The sequence below is a fragment of the Thermotalea metallivorans genome, assembly GCF_001562415.1.
GTDB lineage: Bacteria > Bacillota > Clostridia > Peptostreptococcales > Thermotaleaceae > Thermotalea > Thermotalea metallivorans.
The window spans coordinates 71615-95843 of record NZ_LOEE01000030.1 but is presented as its reverse complement, the minus strand read 5'-3'; the positions used below and the strand labels follow the sequence as shown (position 1 = coordinate 95843).

General features: G+C 38.6%; 23 protein-coding genes. All 23 read right to left on the bottom strand.

Going from position 1 to position 24229, the window contains the following annotated elements; genetic code table 11:
- Positions 1-116: 116 nt before the first annotated feature.
- The 23 genes from AN619_RS06985 to mraZ all read right to left on the bottom strand — a co-directional run bounded on the left by AN619_RS06985 (position 117) and on the right by mraZ (position 24028).
- Positions 117-824 (bottom strand): hypothetical protein, encoded by a 708-nt coding sequence (locus AN619_RS06985; protein WP_068556003.1) that lies wholly within the window; start codon positions 822-824, stop codon positions 117-119.
- A gap of 477 nt (positions 825-1301) precedes the next feature.
- Positions 1302-1445 (bottom strand): hypothetical protein, encoded by a 144-nt coding sequence (locus AN619_RS15900; protein ID WP_157064942.1) that lies wholly within the window; start codon positions 1443-1445, stop codon positions 1302-1304.
- Between the two features lie 26 nt (positions 1446-1471).
- Entirely contained in the window at positions 1472-2776 is a 1305-nt protein-coding gene (locus AN619_RS06980) for a tetratricopeptide repeat protein (protein ID WP_068556002.1), read from the bottom strand.
- 315 nt (positions 2777-3091) lie between these two features.
- Positions 3092-3661 (bottom strand): VanZ family protein, encoded by a 570-nt coding sequence (locus tag AN619_RS06975; RefSeq protein ID WP_068556001.1) that lies wholly within the window; start codon positions 3659-3661, stop codon positions 3092-3094.
- Positions 3662-3773: 112 nt separating this feature from the next.
- Complete coding sequence (locus tag AN619_RS06970; RefSeq protein ID WP_068556000.1) at positions 3774-4286, bottom strand: hypothetical protein; 513 nt, start codon at positions 4284-4286, stop codon at positions 3774-3776.
- A 583-nt stretch (positions 4287-4869) separates the two neighbouring features.
- Entirely contained in the window at positions 4870-5643 is a 774-nt protein-coding gene (gene sigG / locus AN619_RS06965; protein WP_068555999.1) for an RNA polymerase sporulation sigma factor SigG, read from the bottom strand.
- 120 nt (positions 5644-5763) lie between these two features.
- Positions 5764-6495: an RNA polymerase sporulation sigma factor SigE gene (gene sigE, locus AN619_RS06960; RefSeq protein ID WP_068555998.1), complete on the bottom strand. Its 732-nt coding sequence runs from the start codon at positions 6493-6495 to the stop codon at positions 5764-5766.
- Positions 6496-6523: 28 nt separating this feature from the next.
- Positions 6524-7420: a sigma-E processing peptidase SpoIIGA gene (gene spoIIGA, locus AN619_RS06955; protein WP_242867341.1), complete on the bottom strand. Its 897-nt coding sequence runs from the start codon at positions 7418-7420 to the stop codon at positions 6524-6526.
- 190 nt (positions 7421-7610) lie between these two features.
- Positions 7611-8687: a cell division protein FtsZ gene (gene ftsZ, locus AN619_RS06950; protein ID WP_068555997.1), complete on the bottom strand. Its 1077-nt coding sequence runs from the start codon at positions 8685-8687 to the stop codon at positions 7611-7613.
- 204 nt (positions 8688-8891) lie between these two features.
- The gene (locus tag AN619_RS06945) at positions 8892-9242 is read right to left on the bottom strand and encodes a small basic family protein (protein WP_330382047.1); all 351 of its coding nucleotides are present in this window, start codon (positions 9240-9242) and stop codon (positions 8892-8894) included.
- A 36-nt stretch (positions 9243-9278) separates the two neighbouring features.
- On the bottom strand, positions 9279-10013 hold the full coding sequence (locus AN619_RS06940) for a DUF881 domain-containing protein (protein WP_068555996.1): 735 nt from the start codon (positions 10011-10013) through the stop codon (positions 9279-9281).
- Positions 10014-10027: 14 nt separating this feature from the next.
- Positions 10028-10777, bottom strand: coding sequence for a cell division protein FtsQ/DivIB (locus AN619_RS06935; RefSeq protein WP_068555995.1), 750 nt, complete (start codon positions 10775-10777; stop codon positions 10028-10030).
- Between the two features lie 188 nt (positions 10778-10965).
- Complete coding sequence (murA, locus tag AN619_RS06930; protein WP_068556074.1) at positions 10966-12219, bottom strand: UDP-N-acetylglucosamine 1-carboxyvinyltransferase; 1254 nt, start codon at positions 12217-12219, stop codon at positions 10966-10968.
- A gap of 164 nt (positions 12220-12383) precedes the next feature.
- Positions 12384-13505 (bottom strand): undecaprenyldiphospho-muramoylpentapeptide beta-N-acetylglucosaminyltransferase, encoded by a 1122-nt coding sequence (murG, locus tag AN619_RS06925; RefSeq protein ID WP_068555994.1) that lies wholly within the window; start codon positions 13503-13505, stop codon positions 12384-12386.
- Positions 13506-13509: 4 nt separating this feature from the next.
- Positions 13510-14613 (bottom strand): stage V sporulation protein E, encoded by a 1104-nt coding sequence (spoVE, locus tag AN619_RS06920; RefSeq protein ID WP_068555993.1) that lies wholly within the window; start codon positions 14611-14613, stop codon positions 13510-13512.
- Positions 14613-15977, bottom strand: coding sequence for a UDP-N-acetylmuramoyl-L-alanine--D-glutamate ligase (gene murD, locus AN619_RS06915; RefSeq protein WP_068555992.1), 1365 nt, complete (start codon positions 15975-15977; stop codon positions 14613-14615). Before murD ends, spoVE begins: the two co-directional genes overlap by 1 nt.
- 29 nt (positions 15978-16006) lie before the next feature.
- Positions 16007-16978 (bottom strand): phospho-N-acetylmuramoyl-pentapeptide-transferase, encoded by a 972-nt coding sequence (mraY, locus tag AN619_RS06910; protein WP_068555991.1) that lies wholly within the window; start codon positions 16976-16978, stop codon positions 16007-16009.
- Between the two features lie 4 nt (positions 16979-16982).
- Complete coding sequence (locus tag AN619_RS06905) at positions 16983-18377, bottom strand: UDP-N-acetylmuramoyl-tripeptide--D-alanyl-D-alanine ligase (RefSeq protein WP_068555990.1); 1395 nt, start codon at positions 18375-18377, stop codon at positions 16983-16985.
- Positions 18374-19837, bottom strand: coding sequence for a UDP-N-acetylmuramoyl-L-alanyl-D-glutamate--2,6-diaminopimelate ligase (locus tag AN619_RS06900; RefSeq protein ID WP_068555989.1), 1464 nt, complete (start codon positions 19835-19837; stop codon positions 18374-18376). The genes AN619_RS06905 and AN619_RS06900 overlap by 4 nt, the downstream gene beginning before the upstream one ends.
- A 218-nt stretch (positions 19838-20055) precedes the next feature.
- On the bottom strand, positions 20056-22041 hold the full coding sequence (locus AN619_RS06895) for a stage V sporulation protein D (protein WP_068555988.1): 1986 nt from the start codon (positions 22039-22041) through the stop codon (positions 20056-20058).
- Positions 22042-22074: 33 nt separating this feature from the next.
- The gene (locus AN619_RS06890) at positions 22075-22572 is read right to left on the bottom strand and encodes a hypothetical protein (RefSeq protein WP_068555987.1); all 498 of its coding nucleotides are present in this window, start codon (positions 22570-22572) and stop codon (positions 22075-22077) included.
- 30 nt (positions 22573-22602) lie between these two features.
- Positions 22603-23538 carry a 16S rRNA (cytosine(1402)-N(4))-methyltransferase RsmH gene (gene rsmH / locus AN619_RS06885; protein ID WP_068555986.1) on the bottom strand — a complete coding sequence of 312 codons (936 nt, stop codon included), beginning with the start codon at positions 23536-23538 and terminating at the stop codon, positions 22603-22605.
- Positions 23539-23596: 58 nt separating this feature from the next.
- On the bottom strand, positions 23597-24028 hold the full coding sequence (gene mraZ / locus AN619_RS06880; RefSeq protein ID WP_068555985.1) for a division/cell wall cluster transcriptional repressor MraZ: 432 nt from the start codon (positions 24026-24028) through the stop codon (positions 23597-23599).
- Positions 24029-24229: the final 201 nt, after the last annotated feature.

The window sequence follows — 24229 nt, the reverse complement described above, 5'->3', positions numbered from 1 at the left end:
TAAAATAATAGTCCTCACCTATGATTTCGGCGAGGACTCGTAAGTATCCTTATCGATTGCTCTACAATATTTGTTTAGAATAAGGATATAAAATTGTTCTTGTCTTAAAACAACAATTATCTATTCAAATCTTTTTGAATTATTTCTAAAATAAATTCCTCTAAATCCTTGTAATATTCCTCAATCATTTTTTTCTCTGCAAATTTATTCCAAAACGGATTCATGCTTTTAAAACTCCTTGAAGTTCTTGCCATAAAATCATTTTTCGTTTCCCTTAATAAAGAGGAAAGATCTATACGATTGGAAGTCTTGTCAAATGTAAATTCTGGCGCTATATGATCGGGAACGGTATCTCCTAAATTCTTTGACATGGTTATATGCCTATCCAATACTAAAATTGCTTTCCCAATCGTATTCATGAAAGTTTGCTCATCCATTTTTTGATCTCCATCATAATTGAGCAATGCCACATCTACTGTAATTAGCCTGTCTGAATTTGGCTTCACTAAATAACACCTAAATCTGGTTCTTCCAAGATCATCTGTAAATTGTTTCACTTCCGGAAATGCCGGCTGATTTTCCATCTTCTCTTCTAACTTTGATAAATCAAATACTGTTTCTCCAACATTATTCATCAGATACTGTCTGTAACAACTGGCATTGATTGCTTTTATATCTACTGGCTTAAATGTATTCTTAGTCTTTTCGCTAATCAAAGTATTTATTTCATTTTGGGATAAATGACTTTCTTTGTTGACTCTCCTTATCGTTTTGGTATAAGTATGATTCATTCCACCTATTGCATTCATTGAATCTACCTTCATTTTCTTCCTCCTCAAAAGATCTTTGTACAAAAGTTACACAAACAATCATCATAACAGAAAGAGTTTGTTAAAAGCTTTTTGAAAAAGTCATTATTTCTGCGATCAGAAAATAATTTGTAGATTTTTATTTACATTGACTCTAAATGAATATTGTTGCTTTTTACATAATGGTTTATATTACTTTTGGTTATTTCTATCATTTTATTTAAAAAGCAGGAATTCTCTTCGCAATTTTCACTAACGACTTTATATGAGAAATTGCTTTCTATGTATTGACAGACATCTTCTATCGTTCTTCGTGTAAATACATCCTTACTGCAAAAGATCACTTATTCTTTTCAAATGCTGACTTTATGGTAAAAAGGTGGCTTAGAGTTTTGAAAATAGAATAAAAAATCTAAACCACCTACCTCTTTTCCTTAATATTCTGTCATGATTCCATAAAGACTCTCAAAGCATTTTTCATAAAAACTGCGTTTAACCCCATGACGGCTGATCAGCAGTAGTGACAGGCGGTTTTGATTTCAAAGGCGGTTGATCTGCATAGATCATCGCTGTACCGATGGCCAGATTCAGCAGCATGGTAACCACAGTAAATATAGCTATTTTTTTCATTTTCATGGTAATCCCCCTTGGATCTTTTATTTTTATTGGGAATCTTCCAATCCCAACCTTAACAGTTCTTTGCTCCTATCCATATCCCTATCGACATAATAATAGACTGCTTCGAAAAATACCTCTTTAAACTCCCTTTTATTCTCAATAACCTCTTCCACCAAAGCATCCAGTTCCTTATCTTTACCGGCTTCCCTATAGACTTTGGCAAGATAGCGATAGGCTTCTGCCCGCAAGGGCCTATCATTTTTCCCCTTTACTTCTTCTAAGGTCTTTAACAGTATTTTTTCAGCTTCCTCATAGTTTCCTGTGCGATAATATCTCTTTCCCAAGTCCAATAAAGTAGTTTTTAAGAATCTGCTTCCATGGACTTCACGGATATCCAAACTCTTGCGGTTGTATTCCACGGCCTTCTCTAGGTCGCCCTTCTTTTCATACACATCACTCAGGTTTTTATAGGCCATAGCCTTCCTTTCCAGATTCTTACTCTTTGGGGCCATTTCTACGACCTGCTCCAGCAGTTTTCTGGCATCACGAAGCTCTTCCTTCCCTAAGCAACAGTTCCCTTTAGAGATCAAAATATCCATCCGTTGCTCATCTGTAAAATCACTGTACTTTGCTGTCAGTTTATCCAAAACCGCAATAGCCTCATCATATAAACCCGATTCTATATACGCTGCAGCATTGTTAAACAAAAGTTTTTTCATGATAAAAGGTTCTTCTATATGGTGACTTTCCAAAACCAACATGCCGTGATTATTCAAATTAATAGTATCTTGATAGTTCTTCATTTCAATGCATGCTCTGCCTAATTTGGAATAAGTAGATGCCATTTTTACATGATGGTTGATACGTATATAGTTTTCTAAAGACTTGATATGATAGATATAGCTGTCATGAAAGTCCTCTTTGTCATAGTAAAAATCACCCATCAATTCATAAATCACGGCTTTTTTGTCTGGAATATCCCAATCGGCCAAAATCTCCTCTGCCCGACGAAAATTCTCCATAAACAGCCTTTCGTTGGATTGCAGATACTCTTTCATCCGCTGGAAAAGTTTTTCTAAAATCCGATTGGCCTGCTGCAGTTCATTTTCCATCAGGTAGTCTGCTGTAATATAAATGGGATTTTTTTGTTCTTCTGCGATCCTCATCAAATTCTCTGCAATAATTTCAGCCGTGTCCCGAACCAATCTTGTTTTTCCGTTTTCTATGTAGCTGATCAAATTCCTTGTGAATTTATTACCGGTGATGTAGCCTTGCTTTGCTCCTAAAAAAGCCCGTATTCTTCTAATCTTTTCCCCCGGGGGCAGGATTGTGTCTTCCATGAAATACATCGTATCTTTTCACCTTTTCTTTTTAAAATTGTTTCTATTTTTTATCTTTTTTAAAAATACATCATATTTTTCTAAAAAAATAAACATTTTTTTGTTAAATTTACTTATATTTTTTATATATTTTCTATATCATTACATTATTTTTATTACATTTTATTTTATTTTTACTACGCCATTATTCCTTATATGACGTTCCATTACTTTACTTCTTTATAAGCATAAGATTGCTATAAGTTCATTGCGTCTATCTAAAAGTCATTGAAGCTGCCGGTCAAATGTAATTTCTACTTCAATGAAATATGGATAAGCAAACGCTTATGATTTTCTTAAAATGTAAGGTAATCCAATTAGTTTTCTTAACAAAGGCATCAATGCAATAAAAGCTTTGTAAAGAATAAAGCCAGCAATAGCTCCAATAGTATTCAGTAGTAAATCATCCACATCGAAACTTCTTCTTTCTATAAAACCAATAGATTGCAATGCTTCAATTATTAATGAGAGTAGGAAACTGTATAATATTACTTTTGCTAACTTACTAAAATTTTTACAAATCATCGGGGTTAAAAATCCGAAGGGAGCAAAAATTATAATGTTTCCTAAAACATTTCTTGTAAACATGTAAAATCCATGCCTTTGCATATGGATTATGCTTTTAAACGGTATGAAATTATATGATATGTAGTTATTATCGGGCATATTTACTCTTATAGGAAAAAGCGTTATTGAAATTAACAGTAAAATATAAAAGAAAAACAAGGCTTTTAGAATTTCAAACCCTATCCTAATCTCTAACCTTTTATAAAGCTTTGATCCCAAATTAATAATTTTCCAAATTAACCACAAGGGAATAACAGTAATGAATAAAAAATTCGAATTTATAAGCATTGATTTCACTCCTATTGTTTTATATAAACAATGTAATAAATCACAAGTGAATTCAACAGACTGCTAGCTAAAAATACTAACAGTCTGTATTTCACAAAATCAAGTCAGAAAACTACTGCTTTATTGATCCAGAACCGCTTAAAATAACTCCATCAGTAGCTTTTGATAGCATAAAATAGTATTCTGCTTTTGTATCAAGTCCAGTAAATGAACCAGTTGATTTCCCATCTCTAGCACATGTTCTACTACCTATTAAAGTATCTCCAAATAATCCTTTTTTATATAATTTAAATTCAAACGTAGTGTTAGTAGTATGTATCCAGTCCGACTTTGATGTTAAGGTAAAACTTATCGTACCAGTACTGGTCTTCATAGTAGTATTTTGATATAGATTTGAGTCAAACTGGAAACTAAAATTATAAGCCCCGCTATTCAAAAGCCAAGGATTACCCGCTGGTGGAGGATTTATTCCCTGTATTGTTACATCCCCCGAACTTCCTCCGAGCTTATGAACAACTTCTTTGTTATCGATCTGTGTATCCTTATCAGAAGATTCTGCACTTACTCCCGCAATATTGGAAAAAACAAAAACTACCGCCAGAATTAATGATAATATTTTTCTCATGTTATCCTACCTCCATTTTTTATTGTTCGTTGCTGAAATGTATTGTGGCAAAATACAAACTATCATATACTAATGGTATAGGCTTTTAAATATCCGCCCACTAAAAGACTTCGGAAGGGTCAGTAGTTCGACGGATATACGAAAGCCTTTTTAAGTTTGTCTGGCGACCTAATGTGCAACATAATATATACACATCCTTGTATCATATAGTTATTGTGTTTGTGTACATCCACTTTGAAATATTGACAGCATGGTCATGATAAGGATGAAATACATTATCTTTTTATTCGACAGATTGTCCCCCTCCGAGATTAGCATAATGCCTAAACATCACCTGAAAAGTAAAAATATGCCTTTCCAATAAAATACCATGGAAAATATTTCTTGTCAATATGATTTGTAGAATTAATTTGTATGAATTAAAAATTTTTATGTTTTTATTGTTGTTCATTCTAATATAACCTTATTGTTTTTCATTCAAAAATCCAATATAATGAAATATCCAGCATAGGCCGATTCCCCTTTTAGGTACAAAAGCTCTTTTGTTTACACAAAAAAAACAAAAGCTGCTGCTGCTTTTGTTTTATATATATTTTCGCATATGTTTTAAAGCCGTTTTTTCTAATCTGGATACCTGGGCCTGGGATATTCCGATTTCCTCTGCTACCTCCATTTGGGTCCGTCCTTCAAAAAACCTCAAGGTCAATATCAATTTTTCCCGATCGCTGAGTTTGCGCAATGCTTCCCGTAAGGCAATTCCCTCTAACCATACCTCATCTTCACTCTTTTCATCACTTACCTGGTCCATGACAAAAATAGCATCACCGCTGTCATGGTAGATGGGTTCAAACAAAGATATGGGATCTTGTATAGCATCTAAGGCAAATACCACCTCTTCTCGAGGAATGTTTAATTCTTTTGCTATCTCCGAAACCGTCGGCTCCTTGGAGTTTTTATTGATTAATTGATCCCTGATTTGGAGGGCTTTATAGGCCGTATCTCTTAAAGATCGACTGACGCGGATGGCATTGTTGTCTCGCAAATACCTTCTTATTTCACCAATAATCATGGGTACAGCATAGGTAGAAAATTTTACGTTTTGACTTAAATCAAAATTGTCTATGGCTTTTATTAATCCAATACATCCCACTTGAAATAAATCGTCCACGTGTTCCCCACGATTATTAAACCTTTGTATCACACTTAATACCAATCTTAAATTTCCTTGAATGAATTTTTCCCTGGCTGACATATCCCCTTCATGTATTTTTTTAAACAATTCCCGCATTTCTGCATTGGTTAGTACAGGGAGTTTAGAAGTATTTACACCGCAGATCTCTACTTTGTTGATATGCATGACAATTCCTCCATTTCTATGGATTATTGCCCCCTTACATTTAAAAATTATTGCCGCCTCCCTTTTTGTTTATACCTGATTCCTTTTCAAAAACTTTAAAAAAGCAGCCCCTACAAGCTGCTATGTCATTCGACTGATTTCTTTTTTCAACCTATAGATGATTCTTTTTTCAAGCCTGGAAATATAGGATTGTGAAATTCCAAGCATATCTGCCACTTCTTTTTGGGTTTTTTCTTCACCATTATTCAAGCCAAATCTTAATTCCATAATCTTCTTTTCCCTTTTGGATAATTTCTTTAGGGCAATTTCCAGCAATTCTTTGTCTACCTCTTCTTCTAAAAATTTATAAATTAAATCATTGTCGGTGCCCAATATATCAGATAGCAGCAGTTCATTTCCATCCCAATCGATATTCAGCGGCTCATCAAAGGATATCTCTGCCTTTGCTTTGCTGTTTCTTCTCAAATACATTAAAATCTCATTTTCTATGCACCTGGATGCATAGGTAGCCAATTTAATTTTTTTATCAGGATCGAATGTATTGACGGCTTTGATTAAACCGATTGTGCCTATGGAGATTAAGTCTTCTACTCCGACCCCCGTATTTTCAAATTTTCTTGCGATATATACAACCAATCTTAAGTTTCTCTCAATCAAAATAGTTCTTACGGCACCGTCATCTTGGCCAAGCCTGTCAACCAAAAATAATTCCTCATCGGGGCTTAAAGGCGGGGGCAATGCTTCACTGCCTCCTATGTAAAATATCGTCTCCGGATCCAAAATCTTTGCTTTCCTCAAAAGTTTTACAACATATATTCTATAGAATAGTTTTATTTTTTTGAAAATGCTCATGGGGATACGCCTCCATTCGAGAAATATTTTATGCTAAAATATCAGGATGCAATAGTGCATGATAATCTCCATCGGGGGATAATGTTTTCGTATAAATGCCTATGATGATTTCCTGAATGCATTTTGAACGGTTTTTATCCTGCAACTCCACACAATCAGGTTTAAAACCGATGAGCATGCCGTTCTCTTTCCCTAAGGATTTAAACGGTATCATCCTGAATCGATTGATCCATTCGGAATTTTGGATAATTCCTGTAATTAAGTCCAAATCTATATCTTGAGACTGATGAAATATGTTTTGTATATCCAAGGGCAGCAATTCTTTAATCGCTGTATATTCCACGACGATTACGGGATATTTTGATAAGGGATCGTGGAGAGAATTTCCAGTATCAATCAGTGCCTTTACTTCACTTTTCTGATTTTCTATTTGAATCCGAATAGGAATGCAAATTTTTTCCCTTGAAATTTTGATTTGAATGTATTCCCAGCAGTATTTCATGAGAATGTAAGCAACAATGCCGGAGTATATCAGCAGTTTCAAGGAGAAATTTCCAAAATAGAATATGCCGTTGCTTAACAGACCATGAAAATCCGTCAAATAAAATAAAGCAAAAGCAGCCCCCCCGAACATAAAAGAAATCAGATAAAAAATACCCAACAACTTAAAAAAATGTTTGAATTGATAAGGCATAAAGGTGATGACGATGATAAACATGGAAGCAATGATTTTCATCAGCATAGAGTACAAAAAAGTAAGAGAAGGAAAAAAAACAACAAAGGCATAAAAGGCTCCTAGGGCTGCTCCTGCCCATATTTTGTATCTTGGCACTTTTGTTTTGCTGAAATGGGCTGTCAAGTATAAAATCAACCAATTCATCAACAGGTTTTCGATAAACAGATATTCCCCATATACCTCTATCATATACATTCCTCCGGTATGGAAGATCGTTCTATTTGTTATACATCTATTCAATTGTCCTATGGTTTATGTCTATTATATAGCAAGTTCCTTTATTTTTTTGTCACTGTTTGAAGTCGAAAATACAAAAATCATTTCTAAAAATTATCATAATACGACAAAAGGCCGTTTAGTTACCTAAACGACCTTCACGCTACCTTCTTCTTCTTAAAAACGTCGGGATATCCAAATCATCCCCTTCTTGGACTGGGCTCTCATCTTTGATGTGGCCTAAACGAATCTCTTTGGCAGTCAATAGATTCTTAGATGAAACTGCTTTATGTTCAAAACCCGTTGCTATGACTGTAATTCTTAGCTCATCCTTTAAGTCTTCATCAATAACGGCACCAAAGATAATATTGGCATCAGGATCTGCAGCCTGTGCTACCAGCTCGGCAGCTTCATTCACTTCAAATAATCCTAAATTGGGACCTCCCGTAATATTCAAAAGCACTCCCTTTGCTCCCTCAATAGAAGTCTCCAGCAACGGGCTATGTATTGCCTGCTTCGCAGCCTCTGTGGCTCTGTGTTCTCCACTACCCCTGCCGATTCCCATATGGGCTAGACCTTGTTCAAACATAATGGTTTTTACATCGGCAAAATCCAAGTTTACCAATCCCGGAACAGCAATCAAATCAGATATGCCTTGGACCCCTTGTCTCAATACATCATCGGCTATTTTAAAAGCCTCAACGATAGAGGTTTTCTTTTCAACCACCTGAAGCAGCCGGTCATTTGGAATTGTTACCAGCGTATCCACCCTTGCTTTCAGTTCTTCAATGCCCTGCTCCGCATGCATCATTCTTCTTCTTCCTTCAAAGGTAAAAGGCTTTGTAACTACCCCCACCGTTAGAATTCCCATTTCTTTTGCAATTTCTGCAACAATGGGCGCAGCACCTGTTCCGGTCCCACCGCCCATGCCGGCTGTAACAAATACCATATCAGCTCCTTGTAAAGCCTGATATATATCATCCCTGCTTTCCTCAGCAGCCTTTCTTCCTATTTCAGGATTTGCTCCGGCACCCAATCCTTTGGAAAGCTTCTCACCAATTTGGATTTTATATTCTGCTTTAGAGGTAAATAGAGCTTGTTTATCTGTATTGACAGCGATAAACTGTACTCCCTTTAGCTGTGATTCAATCATTCTATTGACAGCGTTATTTCCACCGCCTCCAACACCAATAACCTTAATTTGCGCGAATTGCTCCATATCAACATCAAATTCTAACACAAAATTACCCCCTTCATACGGCTATGAAAATATTGAATATTGATAAAACGCTTATAACTACCGAATCTATTGACTACTTCATGATGTTGCTGAAAAAGAAATGCCTATGCGTAAAAACAACTAGCAACGTTATGAAATTAACATTATTATATTAATACTAATTTCAACGTACTATTCAAATATCCTTTTTTCAAAATAAAAAAATTATTTTTTGCTGATTCTCTCAATAAGATATCTCCTTATCATTGCAAAGTTTTGGAATAATCTTCCTCCAAATGCAAATATTGCTGCATAATACAAGGGGACTCCTAAGCGATCCCCAATATATGCCAGAATGCCGGCAAGAATAGCATTTCCAAAAAATCCGGTTACAAATATGGTCGAGTTAAACCTTCCCTCCATATGGGACCGGATCCCACCAAATACAGAATCTAAAGCTGCCAGTATGGCCACTGACATATATAAGGAATAGGATGTGGGATATGTGATCGGCAAATACAACCCTAGCACAACGCCGATCATCAAACCGATAATGGCAATAATCAATGGTTTCACCTTCTTCTCCTATATGATGGTAAAGATATATTTCGTCTATTGCACCGTGCTTTCAACAGGTTTTGCATATATAAATTTTGTAATTTGATTGTACCCGGGAATGATCACCTCATCCTGTTTTTTCACAGTAATCTGAAGGTTATAGGTATCTCTCATGACCCAGACAATTCCAAATCTTACGTTTAGGGTTGCCTCCAATGTATCGGGGTTTCCGATGGCTTTGATAACAAATGGGGGCCCCGTGGGAACAGCGTTGATGTTTACATTATTGCCGGCCAAGTGTATCGCCGTATTGGAAACAATTCGCTGATCATTAATAGATATAGCCTCCGCCCCTGCATCATTCAGTTTATTGATCAAGCTGAGCAGCAAATCATAATTTACCATGATCACACTGACATCGGAGGCATACTCGGAACCTGGCGGTGGATCATCTACCACCACAACAACACCGGGTCCTTTTACACTCCTTGCACCTGAAATAATTTTATATTTTTCAAGCTCTTCCCCAAGGCTTTTAATTAATCCATCCTCCTTGGACTCTATCTCCTCAATTTCTTTTTTTTTGAGCTCCAAAGCATTGATTTGAGTCAAAAGCTTCTGCTTTTCATCCCTGATCTTTTTTAGCTGACCTGCTAGTTCCTGAGCCTTCTGGGTAGGCGCCCTCCAATCGTCATAATTTCCCTGTACACTTCTGAATTGCAAGGCCAGCACCAAACCTAAAACTACACACACCATGCCTACAACCAGCCGTCCTTTTATCCCCTTCATCCCATGATTTCCTCCTATTCTACAGGTCTATAGCTGGGATAGCCTTCATGGCTAATATCAATTACACCCCTGGTAATATCTTTCGATTGCAAATCTGACAATATGTTGAACAACAATTGCAGCTTATAATTTAAATTATTTCCCTCACCTAACTTACAATACAAATTGTCGTTTAATCGAACAATAATATTTTTTTTATTGGTTACATCGATTTCTTTCACATCTATTTGGACACCCTCCATTGCCTTGACAATCAAAAGGGCCTTATCCAGCTGCTCCTGATCAGCAACCTGAAGCATGGACCCTTCCATGAAATTGCTAAACTCCAAACCTGTTATCACCTTTAGTCCGGAGGCATGGGTATCCCCTTTTAGTACAATGCCTTCATCATCAATAATGAAATAATTTCCCATAAAAGGGACAACGGCTGCTTCTTTTCTTTCGATAATTTCAATCATCAGTTGATCCGGCAGCTTTCTTTGAATTTCTGCGGTCTTGATATAGGGATTTCGAAGTAAATTTTCCCTTACTTTTTTTAGTTTTATTTTAAAAATATTGTACCCTACTGCATTTTCTGCATATGTCAATACATCCTCTTTCGAAAGCTTCTTATTACCATTGATTTCCAATGTTTTTATATAGAATATATCTGTTTTCAATATAATAATCGATGTAACGGTACAAAGCAACAGTAGAATCAATAAAATCGCTTTGACTCTGTTTTTCTTTATCCGCCTTTCAACTTTAGAGTTATTCCTATGCATCATGTGATCACCTTGACAACTTGTCTAATTCCTTGGGTTAATGAAAGAGCAGCAAAAGCTGCCTTATAACGACTACGGCAGAACCCCCTGACCACTGGCGGGTCAGGATGGACGCCGTATAAAATTTCATAAAAATCTGCCTACAAATCATCGAATTTCATACCGGAAGATTCAGAACAAAAATCTTTTTATTGTATCCTGTATATATGTGCACCCAGTTGTTCCAACATTTTATCAAACTGTTCATATCCCCGTTCTATATGGATAATATCTTCTACCGTTGTTTCCCCCTCTGCCGCAAGGCCTGCAATCACTAAAGCCGCACCACCTCTCAAATCTTTCGCACAAACCTTTGCGCCGGTTAGTTTCGGCACGCCTTTCACCACGGCCACCCTGCCGTCAATCTTGATTTTAGCGCCCATCCTGACCAATTCATCCACATGCTTATACCGGTTTTCAAATATGGTTTCGGTAAAAAAACTTGTGCCTTTCGCCACCGTCATCAGCGCCATGAATTGGGCCTGCATATCCGTAGGAAAACCAGGATAGGGCAGCGTCTTGATCATATCCACGGCTTTTACTCTTTCGGGTGCCTTTAATGTTAAGGTATTGCCTTTCTCAAGAATGAGGCATCCACATTCCTTCAATTTAGAAACCACAGGCTGGACATGGCTTGGAATCGCATTGGTTACGACAATGTATCCTCCGGTAATGGCTCCGGCAGCCAACATGGTACCTGTGACAATTCGATCGGGCATAATTTTATATTCAGCCCTTTTCAATTCTTTGACTCCTTCAATAACAATTTCACTTGTTCCAGCACCATAAATCTTTGCACCCATTTTTAACATAAAATTCTGCAAATCTACAATTTCTGGTTCTTTTGCAGCATTAATAATCCTTGTGGTCCCTTCCGCCATGGCCGCGGCTAGCATAGCATTTTCTGTGGCCCCTACACTGGGATAGTCTAAGTGAATTTCACAACCCTTCAGCTTTTGGACTTCACATTCCAGAAAACCATGGGCTTCTGTAATCTGAACCCCTAAGGCTTTTAACGCCTTGATATGCAAGTCAATGGGTCTCGGTCCGATCTCACATCCGCCGGGATAACTTATCTTAATTTTACCACACCGTCCCAGCATTGGTCCCATTAAAAATATGGAAGACCTCATTTCACGAACTAAGCTCTCAGGAATTTCATGGGAATACAGGGTACTGGAATCCACAACAATTACGGAATCTTGAAAGCTGATTTTACAGCCGACAGATCGTAGAATTTCAATCATCGTATGAACGTCTTTCAAGTTGGGGCAATCTCTTAATATACTCTCTTTTCCGCTTAATATGGTAGCCGCCAAAATGGGCAATACGGCATTCTTGGCGCCACCAATCCTTATTTCGCCGTGCAATTTATTGCCGCCATGGATCACAAATTTACTCACATACTTCACCTCCTGGAAGTCTTGAACATAAATCGACATGCTGTCTATGCAAATTACGTTTTGTGTAAGCTCAGATTCATCAAAAAAAGCAAAACACAATATATTACTCATAATATGCATATTCCCCGGAGGTGTTACAGTATGAGAATATTTGTCTTCTCCCTTCAAATGCAAACATTATCTCCATTGATTAAATTTAAAATATTTGCATAAATAACATCCGTAGCATTGGTTTTTCCTAGTGTTTTACTCTTGAATGCCATATCCTCCAATCTTTGTCGATCCTTTAAAAATAGTTGCAATAAGTCCACTATATTCTTATCATTTAACCCCTTCTCGAGCAATACTACTGCAGCCCCATTTTTTTCAAGTAGCCTGGCATTATGCTCCTGGTGGTTGTTGGTCACGTAAGGAGACGGTATTAATATGGATGGCAAACCCATGGCAGTAATTTCAGCCAAGGTAATTGCACCTGCCCTGCTTATGATTAGATCTGAAGCTCCCATCAGCTTTGGCATATCATGGGCATAGGGCTGGACAGATATGTTTGAACCAAAAACAAACTGTGCTTTTTTCAATTTTTCCATTACACCATGATAATGTATTTCCCCGGTAATATGAAAAATATGAATATCTTTTCTATCATTCAATCCCTTTATCACTTCTATCATGACATCATTGATCTTTTCAGCACCCCTGCTTCCGCCAAAGGAGGTAACTACCAGCCTATGATCATGAATGTTTAATTCTTTTCTCAGTTGCTCCTTATCAAAATGGATAAAATCATTTCTCACAGGATTTCCTGTAACGACGATTTTGCTGCGGTCATGAAAATATTTTTTTGAATCCTCAAAGCTAACCAATATTTTGTTTACAAATCTGCCTAATATTTTATTGGTGACTCCCGGTATAACATTTTGCTCATGGATTAACGTTTTGATATTCATCAAGGAAGCTACAAAGACCACAGGTCCACAAACATATCCCCCTGTGCCGATCACAATATCCGGTTTAAACTTTTTAATAAGGGATACGGCATCTTTGATTCCCCAGAACAGATCCCGGATCGATTTAAGGGTATCCATGGATAATTTCCGTTTAAAACCGCTTATGGTGATGGTTTCCAGCCTATAGCCTGCCTTGGGCACCAATTCCCTTTCTAAACCTTTCTCTGTCCCAACAAATAAGATTTGTGCATTTTTCATACTGTCTTGAATTTTATTGGCTATGGCAATGGCAGGATAGATATGTCCTCCAGTCCCTCCGCCTGCAATGAGCACTCTCATTTCTTCAACTCCTATCTAAATTTGCATATCTGGAAATATTCAATAACACACCGATTGCCGTCATAAAAATTGCCAGTGATGTCCCGCCCCAACTGATAAAAGGCAATGGTATTCCTGTAACCGGCATGGATGACGTTGCCACGGCAATATTGATAATCACTTGTACTGCCACCATTGCAGTAACCCCTGTGGCAAGCAGACAGCTGAATAAATCGGGTGCATTGATGGCAATTCTCACACCCCTCCATATAAGCAGCAGATAAAGTATAATGACTGCAACACAGCCAACAAACCCCAATTCTTCTCCAATGATGGCAAAAATGAAATCATTTTGCGGTTCCGGTATGTAAAGATATTTTTGGATGCTTTTTCCCAAACCTACGCCAAATAATCCTCCGGATCCCAAGGCCAAAAGAGACTGAATCACCTGATAGCCGGTACCCTTAGGATCTGCAAAAGGGTCCAAAAAACCTGTCAATCGCAGCATCCGATAGGGCTTTATCAAAATCATGACTACAATCAAAGCAATACCTCCCGCCCCCATCAAAGTAAGATGACTCCAGCGCATCCCTGTTACAAACATCATCACCATGATAATTGCTGAAATAGTTACGGCAGTACTAAGGTTAGGCTGTAGGATGATCAGTCCGAAATATATGCCGATAACAATTAAATAAGGTACAACACCCTTGAAAAAATCCTTGATTTTATCCGGATTCGTTGACAATGAAGATGCCACAAACAAAATGGCGCATATTTTCGCAATTTCCGATGGCATGATGGTAAATCCCCCCACGCCAAGCCATCTTTTTGCTCCATTGTATTCGATTCCTAAAGGTGTTAATACCAAAATCAATAAAATTAAACTTACAATATATCCCAAAGGCGCAATCTTTTTATACCGCCAATAATCGAAATTCATCGCAACAAGCATGCCGCAAAGACCTACACTGGCCCAAAGAAGATCTCTTTTTAAAAAATGGTATCCGTCACCCAATCGAAAATAGGCATAGGCATAACTTGCACTAAAAACCATGATAACCCCTATGACTACCAGTATGAGTACTGTCAGCATTAGGGTAAAATCACTGGATCTTTTTTTGGTCATCATTGCGACCTCCTCAACCTTTCCACACAGTCTTTAAAATGCCTGCCTCTCTCTTCAAAATTTTTATACATATCCCAGCTTGCACAAGCAGGAGACAACAGGATTACGTCTCCTTTTTCTGCAATACGGTAAGCTTCTTCCACGGCTTCCTCCATATCTTTTACAATCGTGCATGGGTAAAAACCATGTTTTTCGGCGGTATTCTTTATTTTGACTGCGGTTTCTCCCAATAAAACCATATGCTTCACTTTTCCGTGAAAAGCAAGGATAAACTCATCAAATTCACTGCCCTTATCCATTCCTCCTGCAATTAAAACGATGGGCACTTTCATAGCTTCTATGGCTTTGATGGACGCATCGGGATTGGTTCCTTTGGAATCATTGATAAATCGGACACCATGAATCTCCCCCACAATTTCCGTTCTATGGGCAACACCCATAAAACTTTTTAAAGTTTGAGCAATGGTCTGGATATCAATCCCACCCCAATAGGCCATGGCCACAGCCGCCAAAGCATTCTCCACATTATGGTTGCCGGGGATATTCAAATCATTTATACTGCATACCATCTGATACTCCTGACCGTCTTCCTTCACTACAATATTTTCTCCTACTAAAAAAGCACCCCTATCCAAATGTTTTTTTCTGCTAAAGGGGATCACCGTAGATTTTGCTTGGGAGGATAACCTGTAAGCTTCATCATTGTCAGCATTCAGTACAAGAAAATCTTCTTTTGTCTGGTTTTTGAAAATATTGGCCTTGGCCGCAACATAATTTTCCATGGTTTTGTGTCTGTTCAAATGATCCGGCGTAATATTCAAAATTGCAGCAATATGAGGTTTAAAATCAACGATGCTTTCCAACTGAAAACTGCTGACCTCTGTAATCATCAGCGCATCTTTGCTTGCTTCTAAAGCCTTCGATACTGCGGCAACGCCAATATTTCCCACTACATAGGTTTCCCGACAGGCATTTTCAAATATTTTGCCTGTCAAAGCAGTAGTCGTTGTTTTTCCGTTGGTACCTGTAATGGCAACGAAGGTTCCTCTACAAATCCTATAGGCCAGCTCTAGTTCCCCGATCACCGGGATATTTCTTTCCTTTGCTTTCATGATAAAGGGAAGATCCGTAGGAACCCCGGGACTGAGCACAAGCATATCATACCCGTCAACATTTTCCGGATGTCGCCCAAAGATACAGTCAATATCCTCCTGATCCAAGAGCGCTATCACTTCCTGCAACTGTTCTTCTTTTTTAATATCATTCACCGTTACCTTTGCACCTAATTGTATCAATGCATTTACGGTTGGTACTCCGGAAACCGCCAATCCCACCACAAGAATCTTTTTATCTTTCATTATCATTGGGTACACCTGCCTTTATATTCTATTCCTTAGTTCAATCCAAACAGTCCTATGATGCAAAGCAAAAGAGTAACTGACCAGAATACCACCACAACCTTTGTCTCCTTCCAGCCTGATAGTTCAAAATGATGATGAAGGGGACTCATTTTAAAAATTCTCTTTCCCGTAAGCTTAAAGGAGGCTACTTGCATCATCACAGACAGGGTTTCTGCAAAATATATGCCTCCCACGATAGGGATAAATAAAGTCAAATTCATTAAAATTGCAATGGTTGCAACAGCTCCTCCCAAAGCCATGGACCCTGTGTCTCCCATAAATACCCTAGCAGGATGGGCGTTAAATCTTAAAAAGCCCAAACATGCACCTGTTAAAGCACCGCAAAATACAGCAATGCTGGGATACCCCCAATGCATTGCTACCAAACTAAAAAAAGAAGAAACAATCAACGTAACTCCTGCTGCAAGACCATCTAATCCATCGGTAAGATTTACACCGTTTGCCGTAGCTACAACTACAAAAGCAATAAATGGAACATACAGCATTCCCAAATCTAAGTATTTGTTTGCTCCTTGGACAAAAGGAATCAATATTTTCGTTCCGGTGACGGATACTTTTGACTGGTATAGGGCAATGATGACAGCAACAATAATCTGTCCGATCAGTTTTTGATGGGCTTTCAGCCCAAGATTTCTTCTTAATACCACTTTAATAAAATCATCAATGAATCCTATAAGTCCAAAAGCAATGGTTGCAAAAAGAATCACATACAAATCTTTATTAATCGTTCCTGAGGTTAGAGTTGTTATGGCAATTGCAGCAATCATAATCAAACCGCCCATGGTAGGGGTTCCCGATTTGGTCATGTGGGATTTAGGTCCCTCATCCCGAATGCTTTGTCCTACCTTCAACCTATGCAACAAGGGAATTACGATGGGTCCTAAAACCAGTGTAATAAAGAATGCAATGACGATTGTCACCACCAATTGTGAATACGGCATCATTGGTTTAACTCCTCTCTAGTATATACTCAACGATTTCTTCCATTTTCATTCCTCGGGATCCTTTGACTAAAACTGCATCCCCTTCCTTGAGTACTTCTTTCAAAATGCTGATGGCCTCCTGATTGTTTCCACAGATAAATATCTTTTCCGAAGGAAAGCCATTTTCCATGGCACCCCTTGCCATGTGTCCTGCATGAAATCCTGCGGCAAGCAACATATCAATATGTCCCTTGGCAACTTCCCTGCCCACAAGATAATGACCTTGCTCTGCAAATTCTCCCATTTCAAGCATATCGCCAAGGCATGCTATCTTCCTATTGGAAACGGTCTTATCCAATACCCGGAGGGCAGAGATCATCGAGTCCGGACTGGCATTATATGCATCATTGATTACTTTGATATTTTCTTTTGTATGGAGAATATTCAGCCTCATTTTGCTGCCCTCGAAGGCTTTTAAAGCCTTTTGGATCAGTTCCATGCTTACACCCAGCTCGAGGCCTACAGCAATTGCACAAAGAGCATTATAGATGTTATGTTTTCCTGGTACTTTTAATTCAAAGGGGTATTTGACTCCCTCTGTGACAAGGCAAAAGCGACTTCCATTTTCACCCAGATCTTCTACATTGTCAGCAATATAATTATACCTTCCATGGATGCCGATGTAAATTATGTGAAAGCCTAAATTTTGATCCTTTAAGGTGCTTAAATAGGCATCATCGCCATTGATCACCAGTCGGTTTTCCTCCGAGAAATAATTGGTAATCTCCATCTTCGCCTTCAAAATATTTTCCTGAGAACCTAAACGTTCAATATGGGAAAGGCCAATATTGGTAATCACGGCAATATCCGGTCTTACTAATTCAGCCAATAAATCGATTTCACCAAGTCCACGCATTCCCATCTCAAAAATCGCCGCTTCGTGTTCCGGCTCCAACTGGAATACAGTCAGCGGCAACCCGATATGATTGTTAAAATTCCCCTCATTTTTCAATACCTTATACTTTTGTGACAGCACTGCATAAATCATATCTTTGGTAGAAGTCTTCCCCGTACTGCCCGTCACTCCCACAACAGGAATAGAAAACTTTTTCATATAATATCTGGCAAGATCCTGAAAGGCCTTTAGCGTGTCCGTTACCTGAATAACACTCTGACCGGCATAAAATATGGGATAATCCTTATTTTTTTCGCTGGTAAAAACACCCGCAGCCCCAAGTTTCAATACATCCTCAATAAAAACATGTCCATTCATTTTTTCTCCAATGAAAGGAATAAACAGTTCTCCCGGTTTTAATTTTCTTGAATCCGTGGCAATTCCATGGATCGTCGTTTCTTCACTGCCCTTTATCAGCTTTCCTTTCGTTGCTTGTATAATTTCTTTTATGGTTAAATTCATCATTTTATTTCCTCCCTCAGTATTTCCTGAGCAATTTTTTTATCGTCAAAATCAAAGACCTGTTCGCCAATGATTTGATAGGTTTCATGTCCCTTTCCTGCAATGAGAATAATATCCTCCGGTCTGCCCATTCGGATCGCTTCACGAATAGCTTCTTTTCTATCTAATATCATTTTATATTTACAATCGGTTCCTTTTATGCCTACTTCTATATCATTCAGAATTGCCTGGGGATCTTCCGTTCTGGGATTATCACTGGTAATTACGCAATAATCCGAAAGCCTGCCTGCAATCTCACCCATCATAGGCCGTTTTTTCTTATCCCGATCCCCGCCGCATCCAAAAACTGTAATAATCTTGCCAGTGCAAAAGCCTTGGATAGTCTTTAATACATTTTCCAAGGCATCGGGCGTATGGGCATAGTCCACCACAATGGTCATATCTTTCGTATCCTCCACCAGTTCAAAACGTCCTGGAACACCCTTAAAGTTTTCCACGCCTTTTTTAATTTCCTCAAACCCATAACCAAGAGCATAGCATGCCCCAATGGCGGCAAGAGAGTTATATACAGAAAACATTCCCGGTATATTTATTCTGATTTTTCCTTCAAATTCCGGAGCAACCAGATGGTAGATGGTGCCTTTAGGGGATATTTGTATATCTTTAGCATAAATATCCGCTTTTTCACTGATTCCGTAGGTAATCAATCGGGCATCTAATCTTTTTATCTCATCGGCGATTTGCTGTCCATACAAATCATCAATATTGATGACATTACCCAAGGTCGTTTGATAGAAAAGCTTGGTTTTAGCTTTCCTATAGTTTTCAATATTGCCGTGGAAATCCATATGATCCGGTGTCAAATTTGTAAATACGCCAACGTTAAAATGTACATGGGCAACCCGATCCAATTCCAAAGAATGGGAAGATACTTCCATCGTACAGGTATCTACCCGAAAATCCAGCATTTCTCGAAACAATCTGTGCAATTCCAAAGATTCCGGCGTCGTATTGCTGGCTTTATACTCTTTATCTAAAATTTTATATGACAATGTTCCGATTAAGCCGCTATTTGTCCCATTGGTTTCTAAAATTTGCTTAATCCAATGGGTGACGGTGGTTTTTCCATTGGTTCCCGTAACCCCAATAATATCCATCTGAGCCGACGGGTTTCCATAAAAATTTGCTCCAATTTGGGATAAGGCCTTTCTGCCGTTGGGTACTTTCACCACGGCAATAGAGGGATGGACTTCTACATCCTTTTCTACAACAATGGCCTTTGCACCCTTTTCAATGGCCTGCTGAATAAAATCATGTCCATCGGCCTTCATGCCTTGGATACACACAAAAACAAAATCTTGTTCAATCCTTCTGGAATCATAGGCCACTCCCTGGATCTCCATGTCTCGATCTCCCATCCAATGAAGGATGTCGGCATTTTGCATCAAATCTATCAACTTCATATGCTCTCTCCTCGTATATATTTTCTTTCTTGTATTATAGACCTTCATAAAAATTTGTAAACAAACCCACGAAAAGGCAACTTAAAACAAAGTGGTATACTCTGCTTAAGTTGCCCTTATCTGTGCTTTTGTTTCCATTATATCATATATTTACACAGTTTTGCCTTCGCCATGAAATTATTTTGTTCCCTATCACGTTTTCACCACTACGTTACCTGCTATTCTTTAAGATATAAAATTATAATTGACTTTTCAGGAACCTTTGCCCCAGGTTTTGGAAACTGATCGACGATCAATACCTCCGGATTTTCCACCGTTACAGGTTCTGTATCATACTGTAGCTTGCTTTCTGATAAAACTTTGGCAGCTTCCTTCAATGGCAAATTTCTCACTTCCGGAACCTCCACTTCCTGTTTTGCATACACTTGGGCTTCCTTTTCCGTATATCTAGGCTCTACATCCAGATATCGCAAACTGTCCCTTAATATATCATGAGCTGCAGGGGCAGCTGTCAAACTCCCGAAATGCACACCTTGAGGTTCGTCAACAACTACCAATACAGCAAGTTTTGGATCATCAATGGGTGCCAAGGCCACAAAGGATGAGTATACTTTTCCCTTGGCATATCTGCCGTTTTCTATTTTGTCTGCCGTACCGGTTTTTCCTCCGATTCGATAGCCGGGAATATAAGCACTTTTTCCTGATCCTTCCGTAACTACCGTTTCCATAATCCATCTTAATTCTTTGGCTGTTTTTTCCGATAAAACCTGCCGCACCATTTTGGGCTCATATCGGTGAATTACATTGCCCGAATTATCTACCAGCTCTTTTACAATTCTAGGTTTCATTAATTTCCCGTCATTGCCTATGGCAGAAATGGCATTGATCAGCTGCATAGGCGTTACAGATATACCGTGGCCAAAAGAAATGGTAGCTAACTCGACGGGTCCTACATTGGCCTTGTTCTGTACAATGGATCGGCTTTCCCCGGGTAAGTCAATGTTTGTAAGCTTCGTAAACCCAAAAGCCTCTACATATTTATAATACTTTTCCACCCCTAAGCGCTGACCTACTTCAATGAAGACAGGGTTGCATGAATTCTGAACTCCCTGTGTAAAAGTTTGGGCCCCGTGGGGGCGGTAATATCTCCAACATTTTATTTTTTGACCTGCTACAGTCACAGCGCCAGAACAGTAAAATGGAGAGTTGGGCTCTACTACACCTTCCTCCAAACCTGCAGCAGCAGTAATCAACTTAAAGGTGGAACCCGGTTCATAAGTATCACTGATCATAGGGTTTCTCCACATCTCATTCCAAAGCTTTTGCTTCCCTTGTACATCCAAGGTTTCATATTCTCTTTTCTTTCCCTCATCCATAGGAATCCTCGGTTCATTGGGATCAAAGTCCGGCTTGGTTGCCATGGCCAGGATGTCCCCTGTCTTTGGTTCCATGACAATGGCCATAATTTTCTTTGCCTTTGTCTGAATCATGGCATTCTCTATGGCTTTTTCAACAAAATGTTGAATTGTTTCATCTATAGTTAAAACCACGTTTAACCCATCTTCCGGTTCATAATACTTTTCCGTACCGTAAGGAAGCTGCCTGCCAACGGCATCGGTGTTTTTAATCCATCTGCCAGGCAAACCGCTCAAATATTTATCATATTCCAGCTCAATGCCAACCAGTCCCCGATTATCATCGGTAGTATGCCCTAAGACATGGGCTGCAAAATTTCCAAAAGGATAGTATCTCCGATTATCTTCGGCAATCCAAATTCCCTCAAGCTTTGCTTGCCGAATGGCATCTGCTTTCCCTTTATCAATCCATTTTTCAACTTTGATTAAACCCACATTCTTTTTTAATATTTTCTCTTTGATCTCTTTTTCATCCTTTTCAAGGATTTTCGCCAATTCCTTTGCGATCTCTTCTCCCTTTCCCGAGTTTAGAACTTCTGCCGGCCTTGCCCAAACTGTATTTGTACTTGCGCTGATGGCTAATTCTTTTCCGTTTCTATCGTAAATGATTCCTCTTTTCGCAGGAATAGGAATATCTCTCGTCTGCTGCATATGGGCCAATCGTCTATAATTTTCACCATTCACAATCTGAATCCAGCCAATTCTAAAAATAAGCAAAAATAAAGCCAAGCTGGCTAAAAATAATAGCACAATCAATCTTTTTTTTTGTAGGATACTGGGTGACGACAACTTGATTGCCTCCTCTACACGAAAATCCGCGCATCAATCTAACAGGGAATAAATTTTTTCAACGGCAGCCTTTACCCCAGCCATCAGCTTGCCGTTCTTTCCATTGTCCTCTGCTTCTCCATTCTCTTTCGTATCTTGCCCACCCATCTTTGGATGATTATCTATATCTAAAAATACCATTTGTTCTTTTGTGGGGTACTGCATTCCTAACTCCGCCATGGCCCTCTCTTCGATCACAGTGCTCTTTTTAATGATCTCTGTTTTCACTTTTAGATTTTCGATTTGCCCTTCCAATTGTTTTATCTCTTTGTCTAAAGCATGTACCCTATATTTTGCTTCCGTAAGAGCCACATACCCCAAAAGAATTGCTACACACAAACCGGCCATGGCCACAATGCTAAGCATGATCTGCAGCTTATGGACGGCTTTTATTTTATGCCGTCTTTGAGCAGCTGAGCGGTCTTTCTTCCTTTGTTCTTTCTGTGTGTTTTCAAGTTCACGATAGTCGTATTTTCTTTGTGATACTATCAAATTTATTCACTCCCTTACCTGTTTAGAACTCTAAACTTTCTCAGCTACTCGCAACTTGGCGCTCCGAGCCCGTGGGTTTTCTGCAAGTTCATCTTCAGACGGTAATATAGGTTTTTTCGTTATCACACGAAATACAGATCTCCCATTGCATCGGCATATGGGATATTCAGCCGGACATTTGCATGCCGTACTTAATTCCTTGAAAGCATTTTTTACAATTCTGTCCTCTAAAGAGTGAAAAGTAATAATGCAAATCCTTCCTCCAATATTCAATATTTCTGAAATATCTCGAATCGTTTGTTCCAGAATGCCCAGCTCATTATTTACTTCTATGCGAATTGCCTGAAAAGTACGCTTTGCCGGATGGGGTCCGTTCCGTCGTGCTGGAGCAGGTATAGCATTTTTGATGATTTCTACCAGTTCTCCGGTTGTTTGAATCCGTTTTTTTTCCCTCTCCCTTACAATGAAATTTGCTATTCGCTTTGCCCATTTTTCTTCCCCGTACTCATAAATTATGCGGGCAAGAGCTTCTTCTTCATATTCATTTACCACATTTTCCGCACAAAACTCCCGAGTTGTGTCCATACGCATATCTAAAGGAGCATTCTGCATATAGGAAAAACCTCTGCTTCCTTCATCGAGCTGGTAGGATGAAACCCCAATATCTAGCAGGACCCCATCCACCTGTGAAATCCCTAATGCTGCAATTATATCTTTTATTCTTGAAAAATTGCTATGAACAAAATATTTTTTATTCTTAAATTTTTCCAGTCTTCCCTTAGAAACTTCTAAGGCATCCTTATCTTGATCAATACCTATCAGTATCCCCTGGGGACTGAGGCCCTCGCATATTTTTGAAGCATGGCCGGCTCCTCCCAAGGTTCCGTCAATATATACGCCATCGGGTTTTATGTTTAGATTTTCAATGGTTTCATCCAGTAAAACAGACTTATGTTCAAAAATCACGCAACCACCTGCTTTCTATGTTGTTATCGGTAGTTTTCCCGGCAGCAGGATCCATTATTTAGATGCCAAGTTGTGCCATTTTTTCTGCAATATCATCATAACTCAAGTCTGCAGCTTCATTGTAACGATCCCACTCTTCCTTGCTCCAGATCTCTACCCTTGTTGAAACACCGATCAATATAGTATCCTTATCCAGACGTGCATGTTCCCTTAAGTTCGGTGGTATGGTGATCCTGCCCTGCTTATCCAGTTCACATTCTGTAGCTCCGGAGAAGAATAATCTCACAAAAGCCCTTGCATCTCTGCTTGTAAGGGGCAGCTGCTTCAATTTATTTTCAAAGGTCTTCCACTCGCTTTCAGGGTACACAAATAAACAGTTGTCCAATCCCTTTGTCACAATAAACTTTTCTCCCAGCTCATCGCGAAACTTTGAAGGGATAATGACCCTGCCCTTTGCATCAATGGTATGAAGATATTCTCCAATAAACATCATCCCCACCCCATTTCAGGGAAAACCCACCACTTCTCACCACTTTCTACCACTTTTATTTTATTTCTGCAGTATTTTAAAAAATCCTTCTGGAAAAATGCATTTTTTCGTCTTTTTTTATAGGACTGGAGTGCTAATTTCAAAAACGAAAAAACCCTTTAGATCATGCAAATCTAAAGGGTTTATTTATATATTTATTTA

Excerpts from the sequence above, each read along its gene's own strand:
- AN619_RS06985 (WP_068556003.1), bottom strand. The coding sequence starts at position 824 with ATGAAGGTAGATTCAATGAATGCAATAGGTGGAATGAATCATACTTAT.
- AN619_RS15900 (WP_157064942.1), bottom strand. The coding sequence starts at position 1,445 with ATGAAAATGAAAAAAATAGCTATATTTACTGTGGTTACCATGCTGCTG.
- AN619_RS06980 (WP_068556002.1), bottom strand. The coding sequence starts at position 2,776 with ATGTATTTCATGGAAGACACAATCCTGCCCCCGGGGGAAAAGATTAGA.
- AN619_RS06975 (WP_068556001.1), bottom strand. The coding sequence starts at position 3,661 with ATGCTTATAAATTCGAATTTTTTATTCATTACTGTTATTCCCTTGTGG.
- AN619_RS06970 (WP_068556000.1), bottom strand. The coding sequence starts at position 4,286 with ATGAGAAAAATATTATCATTAATTCTGGCGGTAGTTTTTGTTTTTTCC.
- sigG (WP_068555999.1), bottom strand. The coding sequence starts at position 5,643 with ATGCATATCAACAAAGTAGAGATCTGCGGTGTAAATACTTCTAAACTC.
- sigE (WP_068555998.1), bottom strand. The coding sequence starts at position 6,495 with ATGAGCATTTTCAAAAAAATAAAACTATTCTATAGAATATATGTTGTA.
- spoIIGA (WP_242867341.1), bottom strand. The coding sequence starts at position 7,420 with ATGATAGAGGTATATGGGGAATATCTGTTTATCGAAAACCTGTTGATG.
- AN619_RS06940 (WP_068555996.1), bottom strand. The coding sequence starts at position 10,013 with ATGAAGGGGATAAAAGGACGGCTGGTTGTAGGCATGGTGTGTGTAGTT.
- AN619_RS06935 (WP_068555995.1), bottom strand. The coding sequence starts at position 10,777 with ATGCATAGGAATAACTCTAAAGTTGAAAGGCGGATAAAGAAAAACAGA.
- murG (WP_068555994.1), bottom strand. The coding sequence starts at position 13,505 with ATGAGAGTGCTCATTGCAGGCGGAGGGACTGGAGGACATATCTATCCT.
- spoVE (WP_068555993.1), bottom strand. The coding sequence starts at position 14,613 with ATGACCAAAAAAAGATCCAGTGATTTTACCCTAATGCTGACAGTACTC.
- murD (WP_068555992.1), bottom strand. The coding sequence starts at position 15,977 with ATGATAATGAAAGATAAAAAGATTCTTGTGGTGGGATTGGCGGTTTCC.
- mraY (WP_068555991.1), bottom strand. The coding sequence starts at position 16,978 with ATGATGCCGTATTCACAATTGGTGGTGACAATCGTCATTGCATTCTTT.
- AN619_RS06905 (WP_068555990.1), bottom strand. The coding sequence starts at position 18,377 with ATGATGAATTTAACCATAAAAGAAATTATACAAGCAACGAAAGGAAAG.
- AN619_RS06900 (WP_068555989.1), bottom strand. The coding sequence starts at position 19,837 with ATGAAGTTGATAGATTTGATGCAAAATGCCGACATCCTTCATTGGATG.
- mraZ (WP_068555985.1), bottom strand. The coding sequence starts at position 24,028 with ATGTTTATTGGAGAATATCTTCATACCATTGATGCAAAGGGCAGGGTC.